This is a genomic window from Streptomyces sp. NBC_00234 (assembly GCF_036195325.1).
Classification (GTDB): Bacteria; Actinomycetota; Actinomycetes; order Streptomycetales; family Streptomycetaceae; genus Streptomyces.
In genome coordinates this window covers 7464490-7487743 of the sequence record NZ_CP108101.1, presented here as the reverse complement: position 1 = coordinate 7487743, position 23254 = coordinate 7464490, and the positions used below count along the sequence as shown (strand labels likewise).

Sequence of the window (23254 nt, the reverse complement as noted above, 5' to 3'; positions counted from 1 at the left end):
GGTGAGCATCGACCTGCTCGGGCCCGTCCGGGCCCGCCGGGGCGGTGCGCCGCTCGCACTCGGCCCGGTACGCCGACAGGCGGTCCTCGCCTCCCTTGTTCTACGTTCACCGGCCTTGGTGACGTACCAGCAACTCCTCGACGACGTATGGGGAACAGACCCTCCGGGTACGGGTCACCGGGTCCTGCCGAGCTATGTCTATCCCCTGCGCAAAACGCTGGACCCGGCGGGTGCCGGGCCTGCACGGTCGGTGATTCACGGTGGGCGCGGCGGCTACCGCTTCGTGCCCGAGGGCGCGGAAACCGACCTCGCCGAGCTCACCCGACTGACCACCCGCGCCCAGCGCGCCAAGTCCACCGGTGACCTCGACGCCGCGCTCGAACACGACAGCCGGGCGCTCGCGCTGTTTCGCGGCCAGCCTCTGCCCGGCCTGCCGGGGCCGCTCGCCGAGGCCGAACGGCAGCGCCTCACCCGACAGCGGCGCGCGTTGCATCAGGACCGGGCCGAGTGCCTGGTGCTGCTCGGTCGCTACCAGGACGCCCTGGACGACCTCATGTCCGCACCCCTGGCCCAGCAACACGACGAGCCGCTCGCCGCCTTGCAGATGCGGGCGCTGTACGGCAGCGGCCGACAGGCCGAGGCGCTCTCCGCCTACCAGGAGATGCGACGCCGGCTCCTGGACGAACTGGGCCTGGAGCCCGGCGAGGAGCTGCGCCGCGTACATCAGGCCGTCCTGCGCCGGGACGACCAACTGCTGCTCGGCCGGGTGGCGAGGCGGCATACGGCCGACACCTTCGCCCCCAAGAACACGCAAGCCGAGAGCTCCCGACCCGAATCGCACCGTTCCGACGAGTCCGACCACCCCGGCAGCCCCAGCACTCTTCCCGCGCCCACGTCCCGCTTCGGCCGGCGCCGGAACGAACTCCCCGGCGACACCTCCTGTCTGGTGGGCCGCGAGAACGAACTCGCCCTGCTCACCGGTCCCGTGTCCCCGGCAGCGGTATCCGTGGTGGCCGTCGACGGCGCGGCGGGCGTCGGCAAGACCGCCCTGGTCGTACGCGCCGCCTGGGCGCTCGGTGACGACTATCCCGACGGTTGCCTGTTCGTGGATCTGCAGGCGCACGGCCCCCTCCAGGAGAGTGTGAGCCCGCAGCGTGCCCTGCGCCGGCTGCTGCGCGCAGTCCGCGGCAGCGGTGACGAGTTTCCCGACGGCCTGGATGACGTGGCGGACCTGGTGACGGCCTGGCGTGCGGCGACGAGTGGGCTCCGCCTGCTGCTAATCGTGGACGACGCCCGGAGCGCCGAGCAGGTGCGTCCGCTGCTGCCCGCCGGACCGGGGAGCCGGGTCCTGGTGGCGGGCCGGCAGCGCCTGCCCGGCCTGGACGCCGACCTGCGGCTCACCGTGGAGCCACTGGGCACGGGCGATGGCATCGGTCTGCTCCGGGAGCTCCTCGGGGAGGCCCGGGCGGATCGCGAGCCCGAGGCCGCGCTCGAACTCGCCCGACGCTGCGGCGGCCTGCCTCTCGCCTTGCGCATCGCGGGTGCCCGCCTGCAGAACCGCCCGTCCTGGACCCTGGCCTTTCTCGCCGGCCGGATGTCGGACGACGCAGGTGCCCTCGGCGAGCTTCGGGCCGAGGACCGCAGCGTGGAGGCCGCCATCAGGCTGTCGTACGACCAGCTCGCGCCCGAACTACGGCGTTGTTTCCGTGCATTGGGCCGGATCCCGACCGCTCGCTTCGACGGGGTGGCCCTCGCCGCCATGCTGGGCGGTTCGACGGAGGATGCCGAGGACCTCCTGGAGAGCCTGGTCGACGCGAGTCTTCTGCAGCAGCCGCTGCCCGGCCGCTACCGGCTGCACGATCTCGTACGGGCCCATGCACGGCGCCTCGCCACCGAAGCGCCCGAGGAGGCCGCCGCCGACCTCACCGCTGTCCTGGACCTCTATACGGCCGCCTGCCGCATCGCCAGCGACTGGGGACCCGAGGGCTTCTCGACCGGTTCCGCCATCGCCGGTTCCCCCTTTGGTAGTTGGCGGGAGGCCTCGACGTGGCTGAACGCTCAGGGCGGAGAGCTGGTCGACGTCGTGGCCTATGCGGCCGCCGCCGACCGGTTCGACCACGCGTGCTGGATCGCCGAAGCCCTGGTCGATCATCTGGTCCGCCAGGGGCATTTCCACGAGTGCCGTACCGCCCTGGAACATGCGCTGCCCTGCGCGGACGTGGCCATGGACCGGCGCATGCCCTCCTCGTTGCGCAACTGCATGGGCATGGTCGACGTCTACCAGGGGCGGTTCCCGCAGGCGCACACCTGGTTCGCGGAAGCGCTGCGCCACAGCTGCGGCGAGGACGGTCTGCGGGACCGCGCCCGGGCGATCGCCGGGACAGGCATCACGGAGTCGATACTGGGCAGCACCGAGGATGCGATGGCCCACCTGAGCGAGGCGGCAGAGCTGGCAGCCCGCCTCGGCGACGACTGGCTGACCGGGATAACGACCTGCAACCTCGGCGCGATCCGCTCCCAGCAGGGACGGCACGAGCAAGCACTCGAGTACTACACCACCGCCCTCGCCATCGCCGAGAAGAACGGCCGCCCCAGGACGATCAGCAACGCCCTGTGCTTCGTAGCCGACGCCCACCTGACCCTCGGCCGGTACACCGAAGCCACGGACCTGCTCCGGCGGGCGGCAGAGCTGGCCCTCGAGGCCGAAGACCCGCCCCTGCGCACGGCGACCCTGTCGCGGCTCGCCACCGCGGAGCACGTCCAGGGCCGACTGCACGCCGCCGTCGACACCCATCACAGGGCCCTGGCCACGCTCACCGAGCACACGAGCACGTGGATGGAGATGGAGGTCCGCGTCCGTCTCGGCAGCACCTACGCGGCAGTGGGCCGCCGCGCCGAGGCACAGCAGGAGTTCGAGACCGCCCTGTCCCTTCCCGGAGCCGGTGACCACCCGCAGCAGTACGCCATGGCACGCGACGGGCTGAGCGGTGTCGGGGGCGGTCACCCCTCCGCATAGAGCACCCGATGCGGCGACTCACCGGTGAACGCGCCGTCGTCGACCGGACGACGTCGCTCTCGCCAGATGGACGGCACAGTGCGGGTGCGCTGGGATACGGTCCCTTTCAAGATCCGGCACATCGAGATCCGCAGGGGGAATTCCGCCATGAGCAACACCGAGGGCAGCGCGTACGAAGGATTCACGGCCGAGGAACGGGCCGCGATGAAGGACCACGCCAAAGAGCAGAAGGCGGCAGCGCGCCGCAGCTCGCAGGCGGACAAGGCGGCACAGGCGGAGCAGGACGTGCTCGCCAAGATCGCCGAAATGCAGGACTCGGACCGGATCATGGCCGAGCGGGTCCACGCCGTCATCACAGCCGGAGCCCCGGTCCTCGCACCGAAGCTCTGGTACGGCATGCCCGCCTACGCACTGGACGGCAAGGTCGTCTGCTTCTTCCAGAGCGCGGAGAAGTTCAAGGCACGCTACGCAACCCTCGGCTTCAGCGACCAGGCGAAGCTGGACGAGGGCACGATGTGGGCAGCCGGGTTCGCCCTGACCGAGGTGACACCCGAGGTGGAGGCGCAGATCAGCGCGCTCGTCAAGCGGGCGGTGAGCTGACCCGCCCACCCGGCGAACGGTCCGTGCCGGCGGCTCCGGAACGTGCTGCGCGACCCGCGGCTGCTCCGGTCGGGGACACCGGGGAAGCGGCGAGCCGTTCCGGTGACCGCACGGCGGGTTCGCTTCGGAGGAAGTAGCTGCTCCACGCGCGGCATTGCCCCTCCAGGGGCAGTGCCGCACCGCATGGGTGGTGCCTGATCACGTGCAACACCACGCAGGTCACCGAGGCCGTCTTCGACGTCACCGACCGGCGTGAAACAGACCATTCCTCCACACGAATCCGAGAGCAGGCGGCGGAGAAGACCAGCCCTCCGACCCCGATCCTCAGCGAAAGCTCTGCCTCACGGGAGACCGGTGTCATGACCGAGCGCGACGTCATTCTCAACGAACTTGCCCAAGGACTGCGCCCGATGCCAGAGGGCATCGAATGGTTCGACGCACTCGGCGCCGAGCAGCAGTCCGAGATACTGCGCTACCTCTCCCATCACTGTCTCCAAGCTCGCGCCACTCCGGAAGACGGTCCGGAGAGCATCAGTCGCGCCGGTCTGCGCCCGACGCACACTCCCTCGGTGCTGATCGCACGGGGCCGGATAGACGACCAGCTGAGCAAGATCGCCTCCCTCGCTCCCCTCGACGAACGCCGCAAGGCGTTCCGGCTGCTGATCGCCGTGCTCGCGATCGCCGACGAACGGCGCCGCGAGCGCTTCTGCTCCGACGGCTGCGGGCACTGGTGGCACAGGCTGTCCGTCGCCGACTGATTCCCCTGATGGGCACCTGCGCGCGAGGTGCCCGTACAGCTCAGCCGGCGAGTGGTACCCGTGGAGCTGCACGGACGCATCGCCAACTCTTCCGTGACCGCCCGGCCCGTCTGTTCCGGAAATCGGGGGCTCGGGCCGCAACGTAGGCGGACGTGCTCACGGCTGGATGGGCTCCGCCGGAGGCCGGGCCGGGTCATAGTGCATCCGGGCGAAGGCATCATCTGCGCTGTGGACGACGTCAGGCTGCGGAGGCGCCGGCCACACGCTCAGGGAATGCTCCTCGACAGGGTCGTCGCCCTCATGCGCCGCGCCCTCGTCCCGTCCGCGGGCCCGCACCCGGACGCGGTACCAACCCTCCCCAGCAGTCGCGAAGTTCCCCGACTCCTGCACCACATCACCGCCCCACCGGAACAGCCGCAGTTCTCCGCTGGTAACCGACTCACACTGATCTCCGGCTACGGGATTCTCGCCGACGCCGATGCCCGCATCTTTGTGGCTTCCGCCAGTACGTGGGTGTGCCCAGGGTGCAGGAGACTTCCCGCCAGCGGCTGCGGCTCCTGGGGGGGGCGGGGACAGGGACGGGAGCGACCCGCGGCCGAGGACATGACGAAGTGTGGGGATGGCAGCACGGTGAGCATGCAGCAGTACGACGAGATCGGCGAGGCGTTCGAGGGCTTCAAGGCCCTTCCGCTGGCGCACTACGCAGAGGTTCCGAGCTTCCTCGCCCTGGTCGGGGACGTGCGCGGAAAGTCGGTCCTCGACCTGGCTTCCGGCACCGGCTTCTACAGCAGGGAGTTCAAGCGGCGCGGCGCCGAGGACGTGTTCGGAGTCGACATCTCCGGCGAAATGGTCGCAGCGGCAAGGGAGTTCGAGGACCGGGATCCGCTGGGCGTGCGGTACGCGAGGGGCGACGTGTCCGAACTCAGGCCCCTCGGGCGACACTTCGACGTAGCCACGGCGGTCCAGCTGCTCAACTACGCGGATGACGTGGCCGCCATGGAGCGGATGTGCCGCAACGTGCACCAGAACCTGGCGCCAGGGGCCGAGTTCTTCGTACTCGCCCAGACACCCGACTACCGCTTCGACGGGCCGCCCCTGGGCAAGTACGGCTTTCTCACCGAACTGACCGGCGAGGAGGCGGAGGCCGGGCCGCGCGTCCGGACCACGGCACTCCTCGACCCGCCGATCACGTTCGTCAGCACCTGCCCTCGCCGCGAGGTCTACGAAGGATGCCTGAGGGCGGCCGGGTTCAGCGAGGTGACCTGGGTACCGCTGGAGGTGTCCGGCGCCGGCCTGCGCGCCTTCGGGGCCGACTTCTGGGCGGACTTCCTCTCCAACCCTCCGCTGGAGATGCTGCGTTGCCGCGCCTGACGGCACACACCGGCGACCCGGCTCCCTCCGGTCAGGCCCGCGGCTTCCCGCACGACGCGTCGACGGGGCCGCGCAGTGACGTCGCCGCCTACGAAGACGCCTACGGGACCGCCTGACTGAGCTGCGCCGAGCTGTCGTCGACTGTCAAGAGACGGACATCTCCGGCACACGAAACGCCCAGGGCCGGGCACCGGGGTCGGCCCGCCAGGCGCCGCCCTCGTACGGCCCGGCTTCCTCGTTCACCGTTCTCTGCGTACGCTAGGTAGACCTACCTACCTAGTTTGGACTGTGATGAGCGAGACCGACGTGAGCGCGACGGGGAGCGGCAGGCGGCGCCCTGCTCGGGAACGGCTGCTGGCAGCCGCGGCCCGCCGCTTCTACGCCGATGGGGTGGCGGCGACCGGCATCGACACGATCACCGCCGAGGCCGGCGTGGCGAAGATGAGCCTCTACAACAACTTCTCCTCCAAGGCCGACCTGGTCAGGGCCTACCTCGACGCCCGCCACGAGGAATGGCTCGGCCTCTACCGGGCCCGGCTGAAGGAGACCACGGACCCGCGCGGCCGGGTTCTCGCGGTGTTCGACGCGTACGCCGATCACGCGGCGTTCGCCTACGAGCACGGATTCCGCGGGTGCGGCCTGCTCAACGCCGCCGCCGAGCTCCCGGCCGGTGACGAGGGGCGGGAGGTCGTGCGCGCCCACAAGGAAGAGGTCGAGCGCCTGATCGGCGCCCACGTGGAGGAACTGCTGCCCGAGCGCCCCGACGAGGCCCGCACGACGGCCGAGCACCTCGCCTTCCTGCTGGAAGGCGCGATGGCTCGTGCCGGTCTGGAGGGCGACGGCGACCGCGTCCAGCACGCCCGCTCGATGGCGGCGGCCCTGCTGGACCGGCTGTGACGCGGCCCGTGGGCCACGCCCGGTCTGCGGGGACAGGGGCGCTGTGCGTGCTGGCGGCCTCCGTCCTCTGGGGCACGACGGGCACGGCCGCCACGTTCGCCCCCGGCGTGGGCCCGCTCGCCATCGGCGCCGTCGCCATGGGGCTGGGCGGCCTGCTCCAGGCCCTCCTCGCGGCACCGCAGCTCGGCCGTCATGCCCACCGCCTGCGCGAGCATCGCGGCACTGTGCTGCTCGGCGCGGCCTCGGTGGCGATCTATCCCCTGGCGTTCTACAGCTCCATGCACCTGGCCGGAGTTGCCGTGGGCACCGTCGTGTCGATCGGCACCGCCCCGCTGGCCTCCGCCCTGATCGAACGGGTCGTGGACGGCCGCCGGCTCACGCGGCGCTGGATGGCCGCGGCCTCGCTCGGCCTCCTCGGCACCATCCTGCTGTGCGTCGCCGAAGCCACCGACGATGCGGACCAGGGATCCTCCGCCGGCACGCTGCTCGGCGTGGGCCTCGGCCTCGTGGCCGCCGCGACGTACGCCCTCTACTCCTGGTCGGCCCACCGGCTCATCACCCACCGGATCCCCTCCCGAACGGCGATGGGCTCCGTCTTCGGGCTCGGCGGACTGCTTCTCCTGCCCGTCCTTCTTGCCACCGGCGCACCGCTCGCCGACTCCTGGTCCAACGCGGCCGTCGGCATCTATATGGCCCTGATACCCATGTGCGTCGGCTACGTCCTGTTCGGCTGGGGCCTCGCACACGTGCCCGCCAGCACCGCCACCACGCTGTCTCTGCTCGAACCGGCCGTCGCGGCCCTGCTCGCCGTCCTGATCGTCGGAGAACGCCTTCCCGCCACCGGCTGGACCGGCATCGCACTCGTCATCGCCTGCCTCGCCGTCCTCACCACCCCCGTACCCGCCACTCGCCGGCGGCAGCGGCATGCCGGGCCGGTTCCGGGAGGCGGTGCCGGCGGTGCGCCGCAGGCGGCTCCCTCGCGGGCTCAGACCGGCGATGCGGAACGCTCATCCGCCATCTGACGCGCTCGTGACGGGTGCGATTCGCCCACCGAGCGGGACGGTGACGGTTCTCTCCGACAGCGATCCGTATCGGGCGCGGGCCCGCATCCGGATACGGTCCGCTCCGGATGCGGGGGCGAGTCCGGATACGGTCCGCGCCGGATGCGGGGGCCAGTCGGGATGCGGGCCGCGCCGGATGTGGGGGCCAGTCGGGATGCGGGCCGGTCCGGGCGGCGAGAGGATCGTTCTGCGGGCGGTGGCGCGGCCACGCCCGTATGCCTGACGCCTCCGGCCCTCTTCCGACTCACGGCGCCAGGACGGCCTGGAGGACATGGGCATGGACCGTATCCGCACCCGGAACAAGACCAACCCCACCAGGGCAGCGGCATACACGACCACGCCCGGGACCGTGCAGAAGCCACGGGAACGATGACGGCGGCGAAGGAACGCAGTGCCTCCTGACGCAGCGGTGCCCCTCCCCCACGTGCCCCTCCCCCACATCGCCCCGATGCTCGCCACCCCAGGCGCCCTCCCGCCCCCGGCTCTCCAGGAGACGTTCGGGTTCGAGGTCAAGCAGGACGGCCAGCGGGCCGTGATCTACCTGCCCGGCGACGGGACCGTGGTGCTGCGTTCGCGATCCGGGGCGGACATCACCGCGGCGTACCCCGAACTCGAAGCCCTGGGCTCCGCCCTGGGTCGGCCCGCCGTCCTGGACGGTGAGATCGTCGCCTTCGACGATCAGGGGCGCAGCGATTTCGAGAAGTTGCAGTCGCGGATGGGGCTGTCCGGATCACCCGCGAGGGCGGCCCGGATGGCGCAGCGGGTGCCTGCCCACCTGATCCTCTTCGACGTGGTCTTCCTCGATGCAGGTCCTCTGACGAGGGCTCCCTACGTCGAGCGGCGCGCGGTGCTCGACGGTCTCGGGCTCACGGGTTCGCACTGGTCGACCCCCGCGTCGGTCGTCGGCCATGGGACCCAGGCCCTGGAGATGACGAAGGCGGCGGGCTTGGAAGGGCTCGTGGCGAAGCGGCTCACGTCGGTGTACGAGGCGGGAGTGCGCTCCCGGGAGTGGATCAAGATCCGTCATGTCCGGACCCTGGACGTCATCGTCGGTGGCTGGGTGCCCGGGCACGGCCGTCTCGCCGGTCTGCCCGGCGCACTGCTCGTCGGTGAGCAGCAGAAGGACGGGCTGAGGTATGCCGGGAGCGTCGGCACCGGCTGGAGCGATACCGAGCGCGCCACCTTGGCCGACCTTCTCCGGGCCGCAGCGATCGAGGACTGCCCCTTCCTCGATGTGCCGCCGGTGGCGGGGGCCCGGTGGGTGCTGCCACGTCTCGTCGGCGAGGTCCGCTACGCGACCCGGACCCGGGCCGGGCGCCTGCGCCACCCCTCCTGGCACCGGCTACGCCCGGACCTCGCTCCCGAGGACGACGGCTGACCCCGCGCCCCGAGCCTGGTCGTGACGCGCGCGACGCGCCCCCGTGCCGCAGGACGGTGCGAGGCGGGGGTGCGGGACGCGACCAGGCAGGCGCCGTTGGCCTCGTCCGACGAGGTGTCAGACTGGCGGTCCGGAGCGGGGTGTGAGGGAGACCGGGTTGAGTCTGGTGATCGAGAGCCGGCCGTCGGAGCTGCAGTACATCGAGCGCGTGTGGCGCAGCAGTAGCGAGGACGTCGGCCGCATGATGTCGGTCGCGACGTCGCACTGGGAGCTGGTGTTCTGGGAGCAGAGCGGTCGGATGCAGGCGGCCGTGCTGGGTCCGGAGCCGCGGGCGTCCCAGGCACCGGTGCCCGGTGACGCCGTCTTCTTCGGGATCAGTTTCGCGCTGGGCACGTCGATGCCGCACATCCCGGTGAGCCGGCTGGTGGGGGGCAATGCCGAGATTCCCGACGTGACGCGGCGTTCGTTGTGGCTGAAGGGGTCTGCCTGGCACGTTCCCGACTACGACAACGCCGAGGCGTTCGTCCTGCGGATGGTGCGCGAAGGCATCGTGGACCTGGACCCGGTCGTACCCGCCGTGCTCGACGGCGCCTGCCCGGACGTCTCCGAGCGCACCCTGCAGCGTCGCTTCGTCGCGGCGACCGGCCTGACCCAGGGGGCCATCCGGCAGATCCACCGCGCCCGCCAGGCGGCGGTGCTGGTCCAGGAGGGGGTGCCGGCCCAGGAGGTCGTACACCGGCTGGGGTATTTCGACCAGCCGCACCTGGCACGGTCCCTGAGCCGGTACGTGGGGCGGACCGCCACTCAGCTCGGTGCCCGGGACACGACACAGCCGCTGTCGCTTCTGTACAAGACCTGAGCCCCGGCGCCCGCCTACTGTTCGGGACGTAGCCAACGGGGCCGGCTCGTTCCGGCCCGAGGGCCGCCCGGACCAGTGCGGGCGGAAAGCCCTGGACTCATCGTGGAGGAATCATGCGCAAGGTCGTTTCCGGTCTGTTCGTCTCGCTCGACGGTGTCGCCCAGTCGCCGAACGAATGGCAGTTCGAGTTCGACGAGGAGATGGGGGCGGCGCTGGGCAAGACGCTGGAGTCGGCGGACACCATCCTGCTGGGCCGGGTGACATTCAGCGAGTGGGCCGGTTACTGGCCGACGGTGACCAGTGGTGAGGACGCCGGTTTCGCGAAGTGGATCAACGACTCGCCCAAGTACGTCGTCTCCTCGACGCTGGACAGCGTCGACGACTGGGCGAACAGCACCCTGGTCAAGGGCGATCTGGCAACCGCGGTCAACGAACTCAAGGCGGGCGAGGGCAAGGACATCACCGTCGCGGGCAGCCCGACACTGGTGCGCTCGCTGCTGGAGCAGGACCTGCTGGACGAACTGGTGCTGCTCATCCACCCGGTGGTGGCGGGCGAGGGTCGCACGAAGCTGTTCGCCGATGACGCCACGCTGAAGAAGCTCAAGCTGGTGAGCGCCCAGCCGACCAGCAGCGGGGTGATCATCGCAACCTACCGCCCGGTGCGCTGAGCCGGCGCCAACCGGGCGAGGACGTCGACCTCGCGCTCCTCGGTGGCCGGGTTGGCGCCCGGCCGATGTACCGCGGCACCGGGCGGGCGGCGTTGCACCACGAGCACGTCCCCGGCGGTGCCACCGGTACGCGTCCAGGTGCGCGAGGCCCTCGACGAACGCGGAGCGGCCGTGAGTACCGAACTCATACACGTGACGCCTCCCACCTGCGAAGTTGCCGAAACGACGGACCTGGCCGCCCGTCTCCGTCCGGCTGCGTCCTCCTCGATCCGGCTCGAACGCAACCGGAACATCACAGGCGAACCTCCGAGACCATCACCGAGTGGAAGCCACTGACGAATCGAGGCCGGTCCGGAACGAACCCGGTGAACTCGGCCCGAACCGTGGGGTGTCGAGCCGTAGACTTCGGCAGTGAACGCCGACGACGTCTGGCCGTTGCGCGCCGTTGCGGGGAGGAAATCGCATGCAGGACCCTTCGGACTCGATGGAGACCGCCGAGCCTGAGGAGAACGGCCACAGCAATAACGCCGACTCACCTGTGGTGGACGATCCGGCGCCCACCTCGGACGTCGACTCGACGACGGCATCGACGGTCCTGGCGGAGGTACTCCCAGGGGTTGCTGTCGTCCTCGGAAAGGTCCCGGCGGAACTCAAGCCGGATCTGCTCGACTTCGGGCTCGTGTCGGCCGCCGACCGTACGGAGATCTCCGCAGTCCTCGCCTCGATCGGAAACACGGCGACCGTGGCCGGCAACCTCGGAAACGCGTTCGCCGGCGCGCAGGGGCTCTACAGGATCGGCAACACGGCACAGGCCGTACTGAAGGCCGGTGGAACGCTCGCCGTCAAGGACGGCGCGAACCTCGGAGCCGTGTTCCTCAACGGCAAGATCGTCCATCAGGCCCGCTTCATCCCCGTGACCGCGGTGAGCGCGGCGCAGCTCGCGGCCTCGGTCGGACCGGCGCTGGCCATGATCGCCCTTCAGATGCAGTTGAGTGAGATCTCGGGCCTTGTCAGGACCAACATCGCACTGACGAGCCAGGTACTCACCGTCATCCGCAACGAGCAGTGGTCCGAACTGACGGGGCTCGTCGCCACCGTCGATCGCGCAGTCGACCAGGCGCGAGAGGTCGGATCGGTCCCCACCTCCTTGTGGGACAGCGTCGCGGGTAGTGAAGCGTCGCTGCGTAAGCAGCTCGACCTCTACCGACTGAACGTCCGCGGCCACGTCGGGCAGATCGATCAGCCCGACACGCGCCGCCGTGAGTACCTGCAGACGAACGCCGAGGCACTCCTCTTCGACGCCTACGCCCTCCTGTCCTCCGTCAAGGCATGGACCGGCTATCAGGCTCTCCGGGCCGCGAGGGCGAGAGCCGCTGGACGCGAAGACGCCGACGAGGCACGGCTCGTCGATGTCATTGCACGCGACACCCGCACGGAGCTCGACTCCGCTCTCGCGGAGACGACGGGCCTCGTCGACGCGCTGACGCGGGAGCTACGCATCATCGCCGAGCTCCCCGGACGCGACACACTGCAGCTTCCGGGGAAGCGGAAGGACTCGAAGGCGGCCCGCCAGACCTCTGCCCGTCTTCTGGAGGCGATCCAGCCTCTTGCCGACGCCCTTCATCCGCCGGCCCCTCCGCTGGAGGCTCCGGGCATCGTCTGCGCACCCAAATCGATGGATTTCGAGCCGCACCTTCGCATCCTGCGATGGTTCCTCGAGGACGGTGAGACGCTACGGGCCCTCGGCTTCCCCGACCAGCTCGATGCCCTCGGTCCGATGTCCGCGATCCTCGGCGGAGCGAAGGAGAAGCTGGCGGCAGCTAGGGACAAGGCGGTGGCAAAGACACTGCTCGCCGTCACGGATCGCCGCATCATCACGGCCAGGACGAACGCATTCCTCGAGCAGGGCGAGATCCGTCAGGACATCCCGATCGACCGGGTGCGATATGTCCGAGCGGCAACCACCCAGGACAAAGGCGCGCGTTTGGCCATCGACCTCATCACGCGCGACGAGAACACCCGGTGGCTCTTCCACGCCGACATCGACACCCCTCACGTGGACGCGCTCGCCGCCGTGCTTGCCGAGTCGATGACGATCCCGGACATTGAACGCGATGAGCTTCAGCGGCGGCGCTGCATCCCCATCGAGGCGGACAAGGAGAGCGACATTCCTGGCGCGAGGTCTGGCTCCGAGGCCTGAGCTGCAACCTGGCCCACCCGGCCTGCCGGCCCGCGGCAACGCGCTCCCTGAACCCCGGCCCGCCGCTGAGGCTACCGTGCTTGTTCGACGACGACGGGGTGGAGTGCGCGGCGCCCTCGGTGTCGCCGTGCTCCCGGACGGACCGCCCGCTGGAGATCGGCGCCCCGGCGCCGACGTACCCTCCGCAGAGGTGGCAAACGGCAACATCCACGACGCGAGATAGGGTTCCGCCAAGAAGAATTCGCTCGGTGTACACAAGCTGTACCAGGGCCGGAACCGTGACCGCCCGAGGAGGAGCCGGATGTTGCAGGCGCTGGGGCTGGGCCCCTCCGAAGAGGCCATCTACACGGCGTTGCTGGCTCGCCCGACAGCCACCGCGCAGGATCTCGCCCTGCAGACCGGACTCGGCGAGGCCGAGAGCGACCGGATTCTGCTCGACCTCGTGGCGCGCGGCCTGGTGGCCCTCGCCACCGAGGCCGCGACCGGGACACCGGACCCGGCCGACCGCAGGCCCGGCCTCCGTCCCACCCGCTACCGGCTCACACCGCCCTCGGTGGCGCTGACCCCGCTCCTCGTCGAGCAGCGCAACGCGCTGCACCTGGCGGAGACCGCGTTCTCGAAGCTGACCGAGCAGTACCGCCACACCGCCGCACAGACTGCGAGCGGTGTCGTGGAAGTGGTCGTCGGCGTGGAACAGGTCGCACACCGGTTCCGCCAGCTGCAGTCCGGCGCCCAGAAGGAGCTGCTCACCTTTCTCGTCGGCGCACCCATCGCGGTACCGCGCGAGGACACCGACACCTCGGAGAGTTCCGCGCTGGACCGTGGAGTCGACTTCCGGGTCGTGGCCGCCAAGGACTATCTCGACAGCCACGAGATCGTGCAGGCCGTGCGGGAGGCCGTCAGCGCGGGCATGGAGCTCCGTCTGGTCGACTCGCTCCCGCTGAAGATGGTCGTCTCGGACAGGGAACGCGCCATGGTACCCCTCGACATGACGGATTCCGGAGGTGAGCCGAGCGCCATCGTGGTGCACCGCAGCGGCCTGCTGACGGCCCTGGTCCATCTCTTCGAGAAGGAATGGGCCCAGGCCCGGCCGATGTTCACCACGGCGGGTGCGGCAGAGGAGCCGGCACTCGACGGGCTGCCCACCGAGGAGGAGCTGGAAGTACTCGCCCTTCTCCTGGTCGGGATCTCCGACCGGCGAGCGGCATCGCAACTCGGCCTCTCCATACGCACCGTGGAGCGGCGAGTACGTCACCTCATGGACCTGGCCGGAGTGGAGTCGCGCCTGCAACTCGGATGGCACGCCGCACGCGCGGGCTGGATCTGATCTCCTCTCGGAACTCTGAGCGGTGAGCTCAGAGCTTTGCGCCCAGAGCTGTGAGACCAGAGCTGTGACCTCACGGCTGTCAGCCGTTTTCCGGGACCTGTGAGCCGTGCTCCGGGACCTGGGAGCCGAGGACTCCCGGTGTCGGCCCGCCGCGCGAATTGTCCGATGTCCACAATCCCGGCAACCTCAATCCGGCCGAGAACCGGCATGCGCGCCTCGGCGGGAATCGGCGCGCAGCGCATGCCTCCCTCTCCTGGATCCGGACCGCACGGTCCGGAGATCAAGATCCGACGCCCCCACTGGATGTGCCCGTGGAGGGACCGCGTGACGGAGTCCCGCCACGTGGGGAACCCGTCACCCCCTGACGCCCCTGAGCGATCCGTAACCCTGCCAGGATGCAGCCGCAGCCTGGAACGTTCACGGCTTCGAATAGGGAGAGTCATGCATTCAATAGCGCGTACAGCCTTGGGCGCGGCGACCGCCGCCGTCCTGGCCGTCACTGCGGTCGCGCCTTCCGGGGCGGCGGACACGCCCCCCGGCGGTGCCTCGGGGAAGAGGCCCGTGGTCGGTAGTGGGGCCGCGGGGACCGGCAGCAAGCAGGCCACGGTCACGCTCGTCACCGGCGACAAGGTGCTGGTGACCACGGAGCGGTCGGGCAGCAGCTCGGCGGCCGTTCTGCCGCGCGAGGACGGCACGCAGCCGATTGTGCAGACTTTCCAGTTGGGCAAGGACCTCTACGTCTACCCGGAGGATGCCTCCCGGGCTATCGCCGAGGGCAAGGTCGACGAGGAGCTGTTCAACGTCTCCGGGCTCATCCGCCAGGGATACGACGACGAGAGCACCGACACGCTGCCGCTCATCGCCACCTATGAGAACCGTGTGGACGTCCTCGACAGCGCACCGGCCGCCCCTCGCGGGACGGAGCGGGGCCTGAGCCTCCCGGCCGTGAACGGTGTCGCGCTCAAGGCCGGCAAGGACACGGCCACCGCCTTCTGGCAGGACGTCACCGACACCCGCTCACGATCTGCCTCCACGCTGAAGAAGCTGTGGCTGGACGCCAAGGTCGAGGCCACCTTGGAGGAGTCCACCAAGCAGGTGCACGCACCGGAGGCGTGGGCCGAGGGATACGACGGCAAGGGCACCAAGGTCGCCGTGCTGGACACCGGCGCGGATGCCGAGCACCCGGACCTGGTCAACAGGATCGCCACTTCCAAGAACTTCACGGACTCCCGCGACACCGACGACCGGCAGGGGCACGGAACCCATACCGCGTCGACGGTCGGCGGGTCCGGGGCGGCGAGCGACGGCCGTAAGAAGGGTGTCGCCCCCGGGACCTCCCTGCTCGTCGGCAAGGTTCTCAACGACGCGGGTTCCGGCCAGAGCTCCTGGGTCATCGCGGGCATGCAGTGGGCCGTCGACCAGCAGGCCGATGTCGTCTCCATGAGCCTGGGCAACCCCGCGGTCGGCGACTGTTCCGACCCGGTGGCCGAGGCCGCGAAGCAGCTGTCGAAGAACACACACAGCCTCTTCGTCATCGCCGCAGGCAACGCCGGCTCGGCCATCGAGACCGTCTCCTCGCCCGGCTGCGCACCCGGCGTGCTGACCGTCGGCGCCGTCGACCGTGACGACACCACCGCGTGGTTCTCGAGTCGCGGTCCGGTGGCCGTCACCCACACGCTCAAGCCCGAGATCGCCGCCCCCGGCGTCGGCATCTCCGCGGCCAGCGCGGGTGGACGCGGCGTCTACGCCTACCAGGCGATGTCGGGCACCTCGATGGCGACCCCGCACGTCGCGGGTGCGGCGGCCGTCGTCCGCCAGGCCCACCCGGACTGGACCGCCCAGCAGATCAAGGCGTCCTTGGTCTCGTCCGCCCGCACGGGCGGCCAGGTCGCCGGCGCGGACCAGACCGGTGCCGGCGTGCTCGACGTGTCCGCGGCGGTGCATCAGAAGGTGCTCTCCGCACCCGCGGTCCAAGGCGGCGACTACACCTGGCCGCAGGACACCTCGGACCGCACCACCGTGCAGGTTCCCTTCACCAACACCGGCGCCACCGACGTCACCCTGCGGCTGACGGTCAGCGGTGTGCGCGGCAACGACGGCAGCGAAGTCACCTCCGGCATCATCAAGCCGGCGACCGACAAGGTGACCGTTCCCGCGGGGGCCACCGTCCAGGTGCCGCTCCGTATCGACCCCACCGCCCATCTCCAGAAGTCCCAGTACGGTGCCGTCACCGGGCGACTCCTGGCCACCGGCGGCAACGTGCATGTCTCCGTGCCGGTCGCCCTCTACGTCCAGCCGGAAACGGTCGCCCTCCGGGTCAAGGTCATCGACCGCAACGGCAAGCCCGCGACCGGCGCCTCCTCCCTGGATCTGGTCAGCCTCGACACCGACAAGGGCGAGCGCCGCAGCAACCAGGGCGCGAGCGAGCAGGTGTACAACGTGCGCCCGGGCGACTACGCCCTCTCCAGTTTCGTGGCCACCTACGATGCGAACAACGCTGCCGAATCCATCGGCTACCTCGGGCGACCGGAGCTGCACATCACCGGTGACAGCACCGTCGTCCTCGACGCCCGCAAGGCCCACCGGCTGAGCCCCCGCACCGACCGCCCCTCGAAGATCGTCAACACCACCTTCAGCTACGGCCGTACGTGGGACGACACCTGGCAGCTGAACGGAACGCTCACGGCCGGCAGCGCCGTGCAGAAGTTCTACGCCTCCGTCGACGGGCGCGCCGACAAGGGCTTCTTCGAGTTCCGGCCCACCTGGCGCGCGACCGGTTCCCAGGACGGCTCGCCCTACGTCTACAACCTCACGTTCCCGACCGAGGGCCCGCTGCAGTCCGACCGCGTCTACCGGCCGAGCGACTCCAAGCTGGCGCAGGTCACCGAGAAGTGGAACGCCCTCGGCAAGGAAAGCGACTACCTCGACGGGCTGTTCATCCTTCCCCCCTGGAACAGGAACACCGCCATCCCGGTGACCCTGCTCTCCCCGGTCCATGTGCCGGGCACCCGCACCGCGTACTACACGACCGGTGACGACGCCTGGTACCACGGCGCGATGACCAGCTTCCCGTTCGCCGCGTTCATGAGCGACCAGTACCGCACCTACCAGCCCGGAGACCGGCGTACCGAGGAGTGGTACCGCGGTGCCCTGCGGCCGGCGGCACCGCGCGACTCCGACGGGAAGCCGGTGCTGGCCGCCGAGCGGCAGGGCGACCGGATCGGCTTCCAGAGCGCGCTCTGGCTCGACGCCTCCGGTGACCACTGGTCCTACGGCGGGTCGTTCGGTGACCTCGGCAACCTGGTCCTGAAGCGCAACGGTGAGCAGATCGCCACCAGCACCTATCCGTACGACGCGTTCGACGTCCCGGCCGAGGACTCCGCGTACGAGCTCACCCAGAACCTGGCCAAGATCGACACCTCGGACCGGAACTGGCTGCGCTCCACCGCTGTCACCACCACCTGGAGCTTCCGCTCCCACCTGGAGCCCGACGTCTACTCCCGCGGCCTGCCGATCCTCTTCCCGGCGTACGACCTGCCGGTGGACGGTATGAACACGCTGCCCGCGCAGAGCGGTCTCCGGGTCGGCCTCTCGGCCGAGGGTCACGCCGGGTACACCCCCGGCACCATCACCGAAGCCACGCTGTCCTACTCCTACGACGGCGGCGCCAGCTGGACCGAGGCGCCGGCCACGCAGCAGGACGGCAAGTGGACGGCAGTCCTCGACCACACCGGTGCCACCGGCAAGCAGGTCATGCTGAAGCTCGGCCTCACCGACTCCAAGGGCAACGCGGTCACCCAGACCGTCACCCGCGCCTACGACGTCCGGTAACCACACAGTCCGATCGGGCGGTCTCCCTCACCGGGGGGGGCCGCCCGTTCGGCCATCCGCGCGATGACTTCGATGCCGACGGACCGCGTACCTGCTCCGTGCCCTGGCACCCGCCCCATCTCTCGGTGCACCGGTCAAGCGAGCCGGGCCACGGCTGGGGCGCGGCCCGCGGCGGGCATCCCCAGCGCCCGTGCCCCGTACGGACGCACTTCGGTACGGCTCCGGCCAGCCTCCCTCCGGGCCCTCGGCCGGGATGGATGATCGAGGCCGCCTGTCTGCTGCCGCGTGCGGCACTCGCACTGGCCTGACGTCGTCGCCGCTGGAGGACGCCCGCATGTTCCGTTTGTTGCGAGGAGCGCTGCCCTCGGCGCAGCGCTTGGCGGACAGCGACGAAGTCACCGCCATCCGCACGCCTCCCACGCGCAGTGTCGTAGGGGCGACCTTGGCAACGACAGCGGTAGTGGTCGCCCTTGGCATGCTGACCGGGTCCGCCGTCCTCCTTCTGGGCCTACTGGTGTTCCTGCCGGCGTTCGCCGCCTCGCTGTGCAGCCCGCGTCAGACGGCGATGGTCTCCGTCTGGGTGAGCGCTGTCGTCATCGCACCCGTGGTCTTCCGGTCCGGGGAGGATCTCCTCGACCGGGTGATCCTGGCCCTGTTCGCCGTCGGCTTCGGTGTGTTGGCCGTCTACGGCGCCAGGGTGCGGATCACGCGCGAGTCCGCTTTGCTACGGCTGCGGTCGACCGCAGCCGCGATGCAGAGGCAGATCCTGCGCCCCCTCCCCCTGCTCACCGACGATGTCCTGGTGGACGGCGTGTACGAGCCGCTGCAGGAGGACAAGCTCGTCGGAGGTGACATCTACGACGTGGTGGCCACCCCGTGGGGCACCCGGGTGCTGATCGGGGACGTCCAGGGGAAGGGGCTGCCCGCCATCGGCATGGCCATCGACGTGGTGGGCGCCTTCCGTGAAGCCGCCCACCGCGAGCCCACGGTGACCGCGCTCGTCGACGCGCTCGAGGCGGCGGTCGTGCGCCACAACGACTACTCCGCACAGCGCGGCGAGCCGGAACGGTTCGTCACCGCCCTCGTCCTGGGAGTGGACACGGGCACCGAGACCCAGGTCGTGTCCTGCGGCCACATCCCGCCGTACCTGCTGCACGACGGCGCCGTCGGCGTTGTCGGTGCGGGGAACGAACACGTACCGCTCGGCTTGGCGAACCTGGTGGACGAGCCGCGTACCGTCGATTGGTTCGCGTTCCCTGCCGGGGCCACGCTGTTGCTGTGCACCGACGGGCTGACCGAGGCCCGTTCACCGGAGGGCACCTTCTATCCGCTGGAAACGCGCCTGGGCGGCCGCGTCGACGTCACCGCCGGCCGGCTCATCGGGTCGCTCGTCGACGACATGCGTGAGTTCACCGCAGGAACACAACAGGACGACCTGGCGGTCCTTGCGGTCCGCCGCTCCCCGCACCAGATGCCGTAGCGCCGGTGCCCGCGGCCGCCCAGCCACTCCGGCGGGCGGCGAGGAGGTGACGGCGCCTCGCGCTACGGGCCTGCGTCGGCGCCCAGGATCCTCGGCGTCGAGGAGCTGGTGCACATTCCTGGACCGGCTGCGTAGAGTACCTGCGGTCATCGAACGGAGAAGACGTTGGACGCGGTCGAGTTCCCCCTCAGCCCTCGGGTGCGCCGGGCCCGGGGCCTGCTGGTGGCCACGACCGCGGCAGGTGCCGTACTCGTGGGAGCCACCGTGGCATCCGTGGTGTCCGACGCTTCCGGCTGGGTGCCGGTGCCGCGGGCGGTTCAGGTGAGCCTGGTGCTCGTGACGCTGTTCGTGCTGCCCGTCGTATGGGTCGGCGTACGCGCCGTGTGGGCGCTGCGCGGGCGGTCCGAACTGTTCGCCGCCGCCGAAGAGTATGCCCGGCGACGTCCCGTGGACCGGCAGCTGATCGACCACCTGGGCGACGAACACCCGCTCACCCCGCTGTGGTGGATGGTGGCGATCCTCGGCGGCCTCTGCGCCTTCTGCCTCGGGGTCGCGTTTCCGTTCGCCCTGGCGGACGGCGCCGCACTCGCCGGTGCCCTCCTCGGCGCAGGGCTGGCCGCGTCCCTGGCCGCCCTGGCCGTCGCCGTGCCCGGGATCCGCCGGGCCGACCTCCGGGGCGAGCAGGACCGGAGGCTGCGTACCGAACTGTGGTCACTGCCCAACGCCGTCGAACGCCGACTCAGGGTCCCCCTCTTGGGCACCGGCGACGGTTCGCACCTCGGCGCCTGACCACACGGTCACGGCTGCCAGGCGGCCAGGGCATCTCCTGGCGATCATCCTGTAGGGCGACTCGATGACCTGTCGAGCGGAATCGTGGGAGGGGTGGGATACATGGACAGTGACCTGCGGCGTGCGGTCGTCAAGACGCTTGGCGAACTCGGGCGAAGCGACGACTGGCGTGACCGAGCGGATGCCGGTCACAGCCTGGCGGGGTTCGCCGAGATGCGGGAGGCCGTGGAGCCGCTGCTCGGGCTTGTGCTCGACCCGGGTGACACCTTCGTCACCCGGCGGACCGCGGAGGGCCTGCTTCGGCGAAAGGACAGGGCCGGACTGGCGATAGTCGCGTCCGCCCTGGCAGTCGCCAACGACAATCACGCCGACTGGATCCACACCGCGATCGTCGATGTCTTCAGCATCTTCTCGGCCGACCTGGACGAGGCGCTACGGCTCTGCGAGGAGATGTCGGACGACACCGACGACCGTGTTGCCCGGGGGGCCCGTCGGCTGCACGAGAGCCTGGCACCAATCGATCCCGTTCTTCGTCCCTCGTAACCCCCCGGTGCTGCTTCAGCGGTTTTCCACGGCCTGATCCGTTCTGGCAGGTCTCGCGTCAGCGCGTTGTCGGCCCGTGAGCGTTCCAGTGCCGCATCAGGCAACGTTCGCTGGCCCTGTTGGCGGCCGACGGGTCAGGTCGCGCCGGGCGACGCGGTTCCCTCGGCGTCGAGCTGGTGGTCGGCCCAGACATAGGTCTCGGGAAGCAAGTCACTGATGGGAACGGTTCGGATGCGGTCGCCCGAACCGACGATGACCTTCACGTCCGGGAAGTAGTCGAGGAGCACTTGGCGGCACCGGCCGCACGGGGGAACCACCCCCCGGTCGCGATCACCCACGGCGACGATCGTGTCGAGCTCGTAGACGCCCTGGGTGGCGGCCGTGCCGATGAGGACCAGCTCGGCGCAGGGTCCTCCGGTGAAGTGGTAGGCGTTCACGGCCGTAACGATTCGGCCGTCCCGGGCGCGGGCTGCGGCAGCCATCGTGTGGTTGTCGCCCCGGCAGCGCGTGCGCGCGACGTGGGCCGCGGCCTGGATGAGCTGGTGGTCGACGGGGTGCGTCTGCGTGGTCATCTTCCTGCCTTCTTGCGATGTCAGGCCACGTTGGCCCAAGCGACGAAGTCACGCAAGCGAACTTCACAGCGTGCTTGTTCCACCAGGTGACGTCGCAGCGACGATCACGCTGCCCTGCACTTGGTGGCTGGCATGGTCGGCGGACTTCGAAGCGGTGGACGCCCTCGTCTTCGAGGAACGTGACCGCAGGATCACTGCCCCGCTCGCCGCGGGACGCAGTGCGGTCGCCGAGTCGACACATGTCACTCGGCAGGCCCGCGTACGACGCACAGCGAGCGGGGACGCCCGGACGTCACTGCCGCAGATGTCCGCGCCCACGCCGCCATCACGAAGCGGGATGCCAGTGCCCGCCGATCCGGACCACCACAACGAGAACTACGTGTACATGGCCGCGCCGTCAGCAGACCCGCCTGGCCAGCACCTGTCCCGGCCAGACACCGGACTGGAAGCGGTCGGTGGCGGTGAACCCGTTGCGCTCGTAGAACGCGACCAGTTCGCTCCCGCCACCAGCCCAGCAGTCGACCCGCAGCAACTCCACGCCCGCCCGCCGGGTCTCGTCTGCGGCATGGGCCAGGAGCGCCGCTCCGATGCCCAGGCCGGCATACCGTCGGTCCGAGACCAACAGCCGTACGTACCGCTCAGGTTCCTCGGCCGGTGCGATCGGCATCTGCGGACTGGGCCCGTCATCCAGCACGAGGGCTCCGACAGATAGTCCGTCCAACTCCGCTATGTACGGGTCGTTCTCGATCACGTACCGCTCGACCCGCGCCGGCCCGCCGGGCTTCTGCGAATACGGTGTCGTGCCCCACTGCTCGGTGTTGCCGCGATCGTTCATCCAGGCCACGGCGGAGTCGAGCATGTCGAGAATGGCTGGTACGTCGGCCGGGCCGGCCGACCTGATCCGTACGTCGGGTGTGCTGTCGTTCACGACCGAATCCTAGGCACATGAGTCCCGAGCAGGGTGGGGGCCATCGGCTGCAGCCCGGGCTTCGCGCCGGGAAGCCGGTAGTGGGAAGCCAGCAGACAGTCCAGTTGGCCGGAGACCTCCGTCTTCTTGAAGCCATAGCCGCAGGAAAACAGGCGTGCGTACGGGAACTCGACCGTGCCAGGATGGCGTCGGAAAGCGAGGTCTTGTGGACGAGTTGAGGCCATTCCGCCAGGCGCTGGTCGCGTGGGCTGCCGGTGGCGCCGGGGCACAGGGGGCCGCCGCAGAGGCGCGCCGGCTGGCCGGCGATGTGCGGACCATCGTGCTCGTCGAGGGGAGCAGCGATCAGGTCGCACTCGAAGCGCTGGCCACCCGTTACGGCCGCGATCTCGGTGAGGAAGGCATCGCGGTGGTGCCTCTCGGAGGTGCGACGAGCATCGGACGTTTCCTGGACGCGTGCGGTCCACCCGGCCTCGACCTTCCGCTGGCCGGTCTCTGCGACATCGGCGAGGAACGGCATTTCCGGCATCACCTGCAACGGGTCGGGCTCGGGTCCGGCCTCACGCACGCCGGACTGGAGACACTCGGGTTCCACGTGTGCGTCGCCGACCTGGAGGACGAGCTGATCCGCGCTCTCGGGGCCGACGGCGTGCAGCAGGTGATCGAGGCTCAGGGCGAGATGCGCCCCTTCCACACCTTTCAGGGCCAGCCGGCACAGCGGGAACGGCCTGTGGAGCACCAACTGCGCCGTTTCATGGGCACGCACAGCGGTCGCAAGGCACTCTACGCGCGGGCACTCATCGCGCACCTGGACCTTGAGCGCGTTCCTCGTCCGTTGGAGCGCCTGCTCACCCACGTATGACAACGGCCGACACCTCGCCATCGTCGTCACTGCGGTGTGGTTGGTGCCGGCCTTGCTGGACATCGCGCGCCTGCACAACTTCACCCTCGCCGGCTGACAAGGGGAAGAGCCGGTCAG

General features: G+C 70.1%; 20 protein-coding genes. 17 read left to right on the top strand and 3 right to left on the bottom strand.

Annotation, left to right across the window (positions count from 1 at the left end; genetic code table 11):
- Position 1: 1 nt before the first annotated feature.
- From OG230_RS32790 to OG230_RS32745, 10 genes are all read left to right on the top strand, one after another.
- A complete protein-coding gene (locus OG230_RS32790) occupies positions 2-3016 on the top strand; it encodes an AfsR/SARP family transcriptional regulator (protein WP_328907381.1) in 3015 nt (1004 codons plus the stop codon).
- 147 nt (positions 3017-3163) lie between these two features.
- A complete protein-coding gene (locus OG230_RS32785) occupies positions 3164-3616 on the top strand; it encodes an iron chaperone (protein ID WP_328907380.1) in 453 nt (150 codons plus the stop codon).
- Positions 3617-3975: 359 nt separating this feature from the next.
- The gene (locus tag OG230_RS32780) at positions 3976-4374 is read left to right on the top strand and encodes a DUF5958 family protein (protein WP_328907379.1); all 399 of its coding nucleotides are present in this window, start codon (positions 3976-3978) and stop codon (positions 4372-4374) included.
- A gap of 630 nt (positions 4375-5004) precedes the next feature.
- The gene (locus tag OG230_RS32775) at positions 5005-5745 is read left to right on the top strand and encodes a class I SAM-dependent methyltransferase (protein ID WP_328907378.1); all 741 of its coding nucleotides are present in this window, start codon (positions 5005-5007) and stop codon (positions 5743-5745) included.
- Positions 5733-5861, top strand: coding sequence for a hypothetical protein (locus OG230_RS32770; RefSeq protein ID WP_328907377.1), 129 nt, complete (start codon positions 5733-5735; stop codon positions 5859-5861). Before OG230_RS32775 ends, OG230_RS32770 begins: the two co-directional genes overlap by 13 nt.
- 175 nt (positions 5862-6036) lie before the next feature.
- Positions 6037-6642, top strand: coding sequence for a TetR/AcrR family transcriptional regulator (locus OG230_RS32765; protein ID WP_328907376.1), 606 nt, complete (start codon positions 6037-6039; stop codon positions 6640-6642).
- A 47-nt stretch (positions 6643-6689) separates the two neighbouring features.
- Complete coding sequence (locus tag OG230_RS32760) at positions 6690-7664, top strand: DMT family transporter (RefSeq protein WP_443051436.1); 975 nt, start codon at positions 6690-6692, stop codon at positions 7662-7664.
- A 463-nt stretch (positions 7665-8127) separates the two neighbouring features.
- The gene (locus OG230_RS32755) at positions 8128-9081 is read left to right on the top strand and encodes an ATP-dependent DNA ligase (protein ID WP_443051435.1); all 954 of its coding nucleotides are present in this window, start codon (positions 8128-8130) and stop codon (positions 9079-9081) included.
- Positions 9082-9238: 157 nt separating this feature from the next.
- Positions 9239-9940 carry a helix-turn-helix domain-containing protein gene (locus OG230_RS32750; protein ID WP_328907374.1) on the top strand — a complete coding sequence of 234 codons (702 nt, stop codon included), beginning with the start codon at positions 9239-9241 and terminating at the stop codon, positions 9938-9940.
- A 113-nt stretch (positions 9941-10053) separates the two neighbouring features.
- Entirely contained in the window at positions 10054-10608 is a 555-nt protein-coding gene (locus tag OG230_RS32745) for a dihydrofolate reductase family protein (RefSeq protein ID WP_328907373.1), read from the top strand.
- Here the strand turns inward: OG230_RS32745 and OG230_RS32740 are convergent.
- Positions 10590-10796, bottom strand: coding sequence for a hypothetical protein (locus OG230_RS32740; RefSeq protein WP_328907372.1), 207 nt, complete (start codon positions 10794-10796; stop codon positions 10590-10592). The two genes, OG230_RS32745 and OG230_RS32740, sit on opposite strands and share 19 nt — an antisense overlap.
- Positions 10797-11071: 275 nt before the next feature.
- On the opposite strand from OG230_RS32740, the gene OG230_RS32735 reads away from it, so the two are divergent.
- The 6 genes from OG230_RS32735 to OG230_RS32710 all read left to right on the top strand — a co-directional run bounded on the left by OG230_RS32735 (position 11072) and on the right by OG230_RS32710 (position 20778).
- Positions 11072-12808: a hypothetical protein gene (locus OG230_RS32735; protein ID WP_328907371.1), complete on the top strand. Its 1737-nt coding sequence runs from the start codon at positions 11072-11074 to the stop codon at positions 12806-12808.
- Between the two features lie 301 nt (positions 12809-13109).
- Positions 13110-14135, top strand: a complete 1026-nt coding sequence (locus OG230_RS32730; RefSeq protein WP_328907370.1) for a helix-turn-helix domain-containing protein — start codon at positions 13110-13112, stop codon at positions 14133-14135.
- A gap of 441 nt (positions 14136-14576) precedes the next feature.
- The gene (locus OG230_RS32725; RefSeq protein WP_328907369.1) at positions 14577-17966 is read left to right on the top strand and encodes a S8 family peptidase; all 3390 of its coding nucleotides are present in this window, start codon (positions 14577-14579) and stop codon (positions 17964-17966) included.
- Between the two features lie 334 nt (positions 17967-18300).
- Positions 18301-19446, top strand: a complete 1146-nt coding sequence (locus OG230_RS32720) for a PP2C family protein-serine/threonine phosphatase (protein WP_328907368.1) — start codon at positions 18301-18303, stop codon at positions 19444-19446.
- A 165-nt stretch (positions 19447-19611) separates the two neighbouring features.
- Positions 19612-20235, top strand: coding sequence for a hypothetical protein (locus tag OG230_RS32715; RefSeq protein WP_328907367.1), 624 nt, complete (start codon positions 19612-19614; stop codon positions 20233-20235).
- Between the two features lie 102 nt (positions 20236-20337).
- Complete coding sequence (locus tag OG230_RS32710; protein ID WP_328907366.1) at positions 20338-20778, top strand: hypothetical protein; 441 nt, start codon at positions 20338-20340, stop codon at positions 20776-20778.
- 134 nt (positions 20779-20912) lie between these two features.
- Here OG230_RS32710 and OG230_RS32705 read toward each other — a convergent pair whose 3' ends face one another.
- Together OG230_RS32705 and OG230_RS32700 are read right to left on the bottom strand one after the other, a co-directional pair.
- Positions 20913-21350 (bottom strand): cytidine deaminase, encoded by a 438-nt coding sequence (locus OG230_RS32705; RefSeq protein WP_328907365.1) that lies wholly within the window; start codon positions 21348-21350, stop codon positions 20913-20915.
- Between the two features lie 397 nt (positions 21351-21747).
- On the bottom strand, positions 21748-22278 hold the full coding sequence (locus OG230_RS32700) for a GNAT family N-acetyltransferase (RefSeq protein WP_328907364.1): 531 nt from the start codon (positions 22276-22278) through the stop codon (positions 21748-21750).
- Positions 22279-22483: 205 nt separating this feature from the next.
- Between OG230_RS32700 and OG230_RS32695 the strand changes: the two genes are divergently transcribed.
- Entirely contained in the window at positions 22484-23137 is a 654-nt protein-coding gene (locus tag OG230_RS32695) for a TOPRIM nucleotidyl transferase/hydrolase domain-containing protein (RefSeq protein ID WP_328907363.1), read from the top strand.
- Positions 23138-23254 lie beyond the last annotated feature (117 nt).

Bases quoted from the DNA above. Each gene is read 5' to 3' on its own strand.
- OG230_RS32765 (WP_328907376.1), top strand. From the start codon at position 6,037: ATGAGCGAGACCGACGTGAGCGCGACGGGGAGCGGCAGGCGGCGCCCT.
- OG230_RS32720 (WP_328907368.1), top strand. From the start codon at position 18,301: ATGTTCCGTTTGTTGCGAGGAGCGCTGCCCTCGGCGCAGCGCTTGGCG.
- OG230_RS32735 (WP_328907371.1), top strand. From the start codon at position 11,072: ATGCAGGACCCTTCGGACTCGATGGAGACCGCCGAGCCTGAGGAGAAC.
- OG230_RS32710 (WP_328907366.1), top strand. From the start codon at position 20,338: ATGGACAGTGACCTGCGGCGTGCGGTCGTCAAGACGCTTGGCGAACTC.
- OG230_RS32725 (WP_328907369.1), top strand. From the start codon at position 14,577: ATGCATTCAATAGCGCGTACAGCCTTGGGCGCGGCGACCGCCGCCGTC.
- OG230_RS32780 (WP_328907379.1), top strand. From the start codon at position 3,976: ATGACCGAGCGCGACGTCATTCTCAACGAACTTGCCCAAGGACTGCGC.
- OG230_RS32745 (WP_328907373.1), top strand. From the start codon at position 10,054: ATGCGCAAGGTCGTTTCCGGTCTGTTCGTCTCGCTCGACGGTGTCGCC.
- OG230_RS32740 (WP_328907372.1), bottom strand. From the start codon at position 10,796: ATGAGTTCGGTACTCACGGCCGCTCCGCGTTCGTCGAGGGCCTCGCGC.
- OG230_RS32730 (WP_328907370.1), top strand. From the start codon at position 13,110: ATGTTGCAGGCGCTGGGGCTGGGCCCCTCCGAAGAGGCCATCTACACG.
- OG230_RS32705 (WP_328907365.1), bottom strand. From the start codon at position 21,350: ATGACCACGCAGACGCACCCCGTCGACCACCAGCTCATCCAGGCCGCG.
- OG230_RS32785 (WP_328907380.1), top strand. From the start codon at position 3,164: ATGAGCAACACCGAGGGCAGCGCGTACGAAGGATTCACGGCCGAGGAA.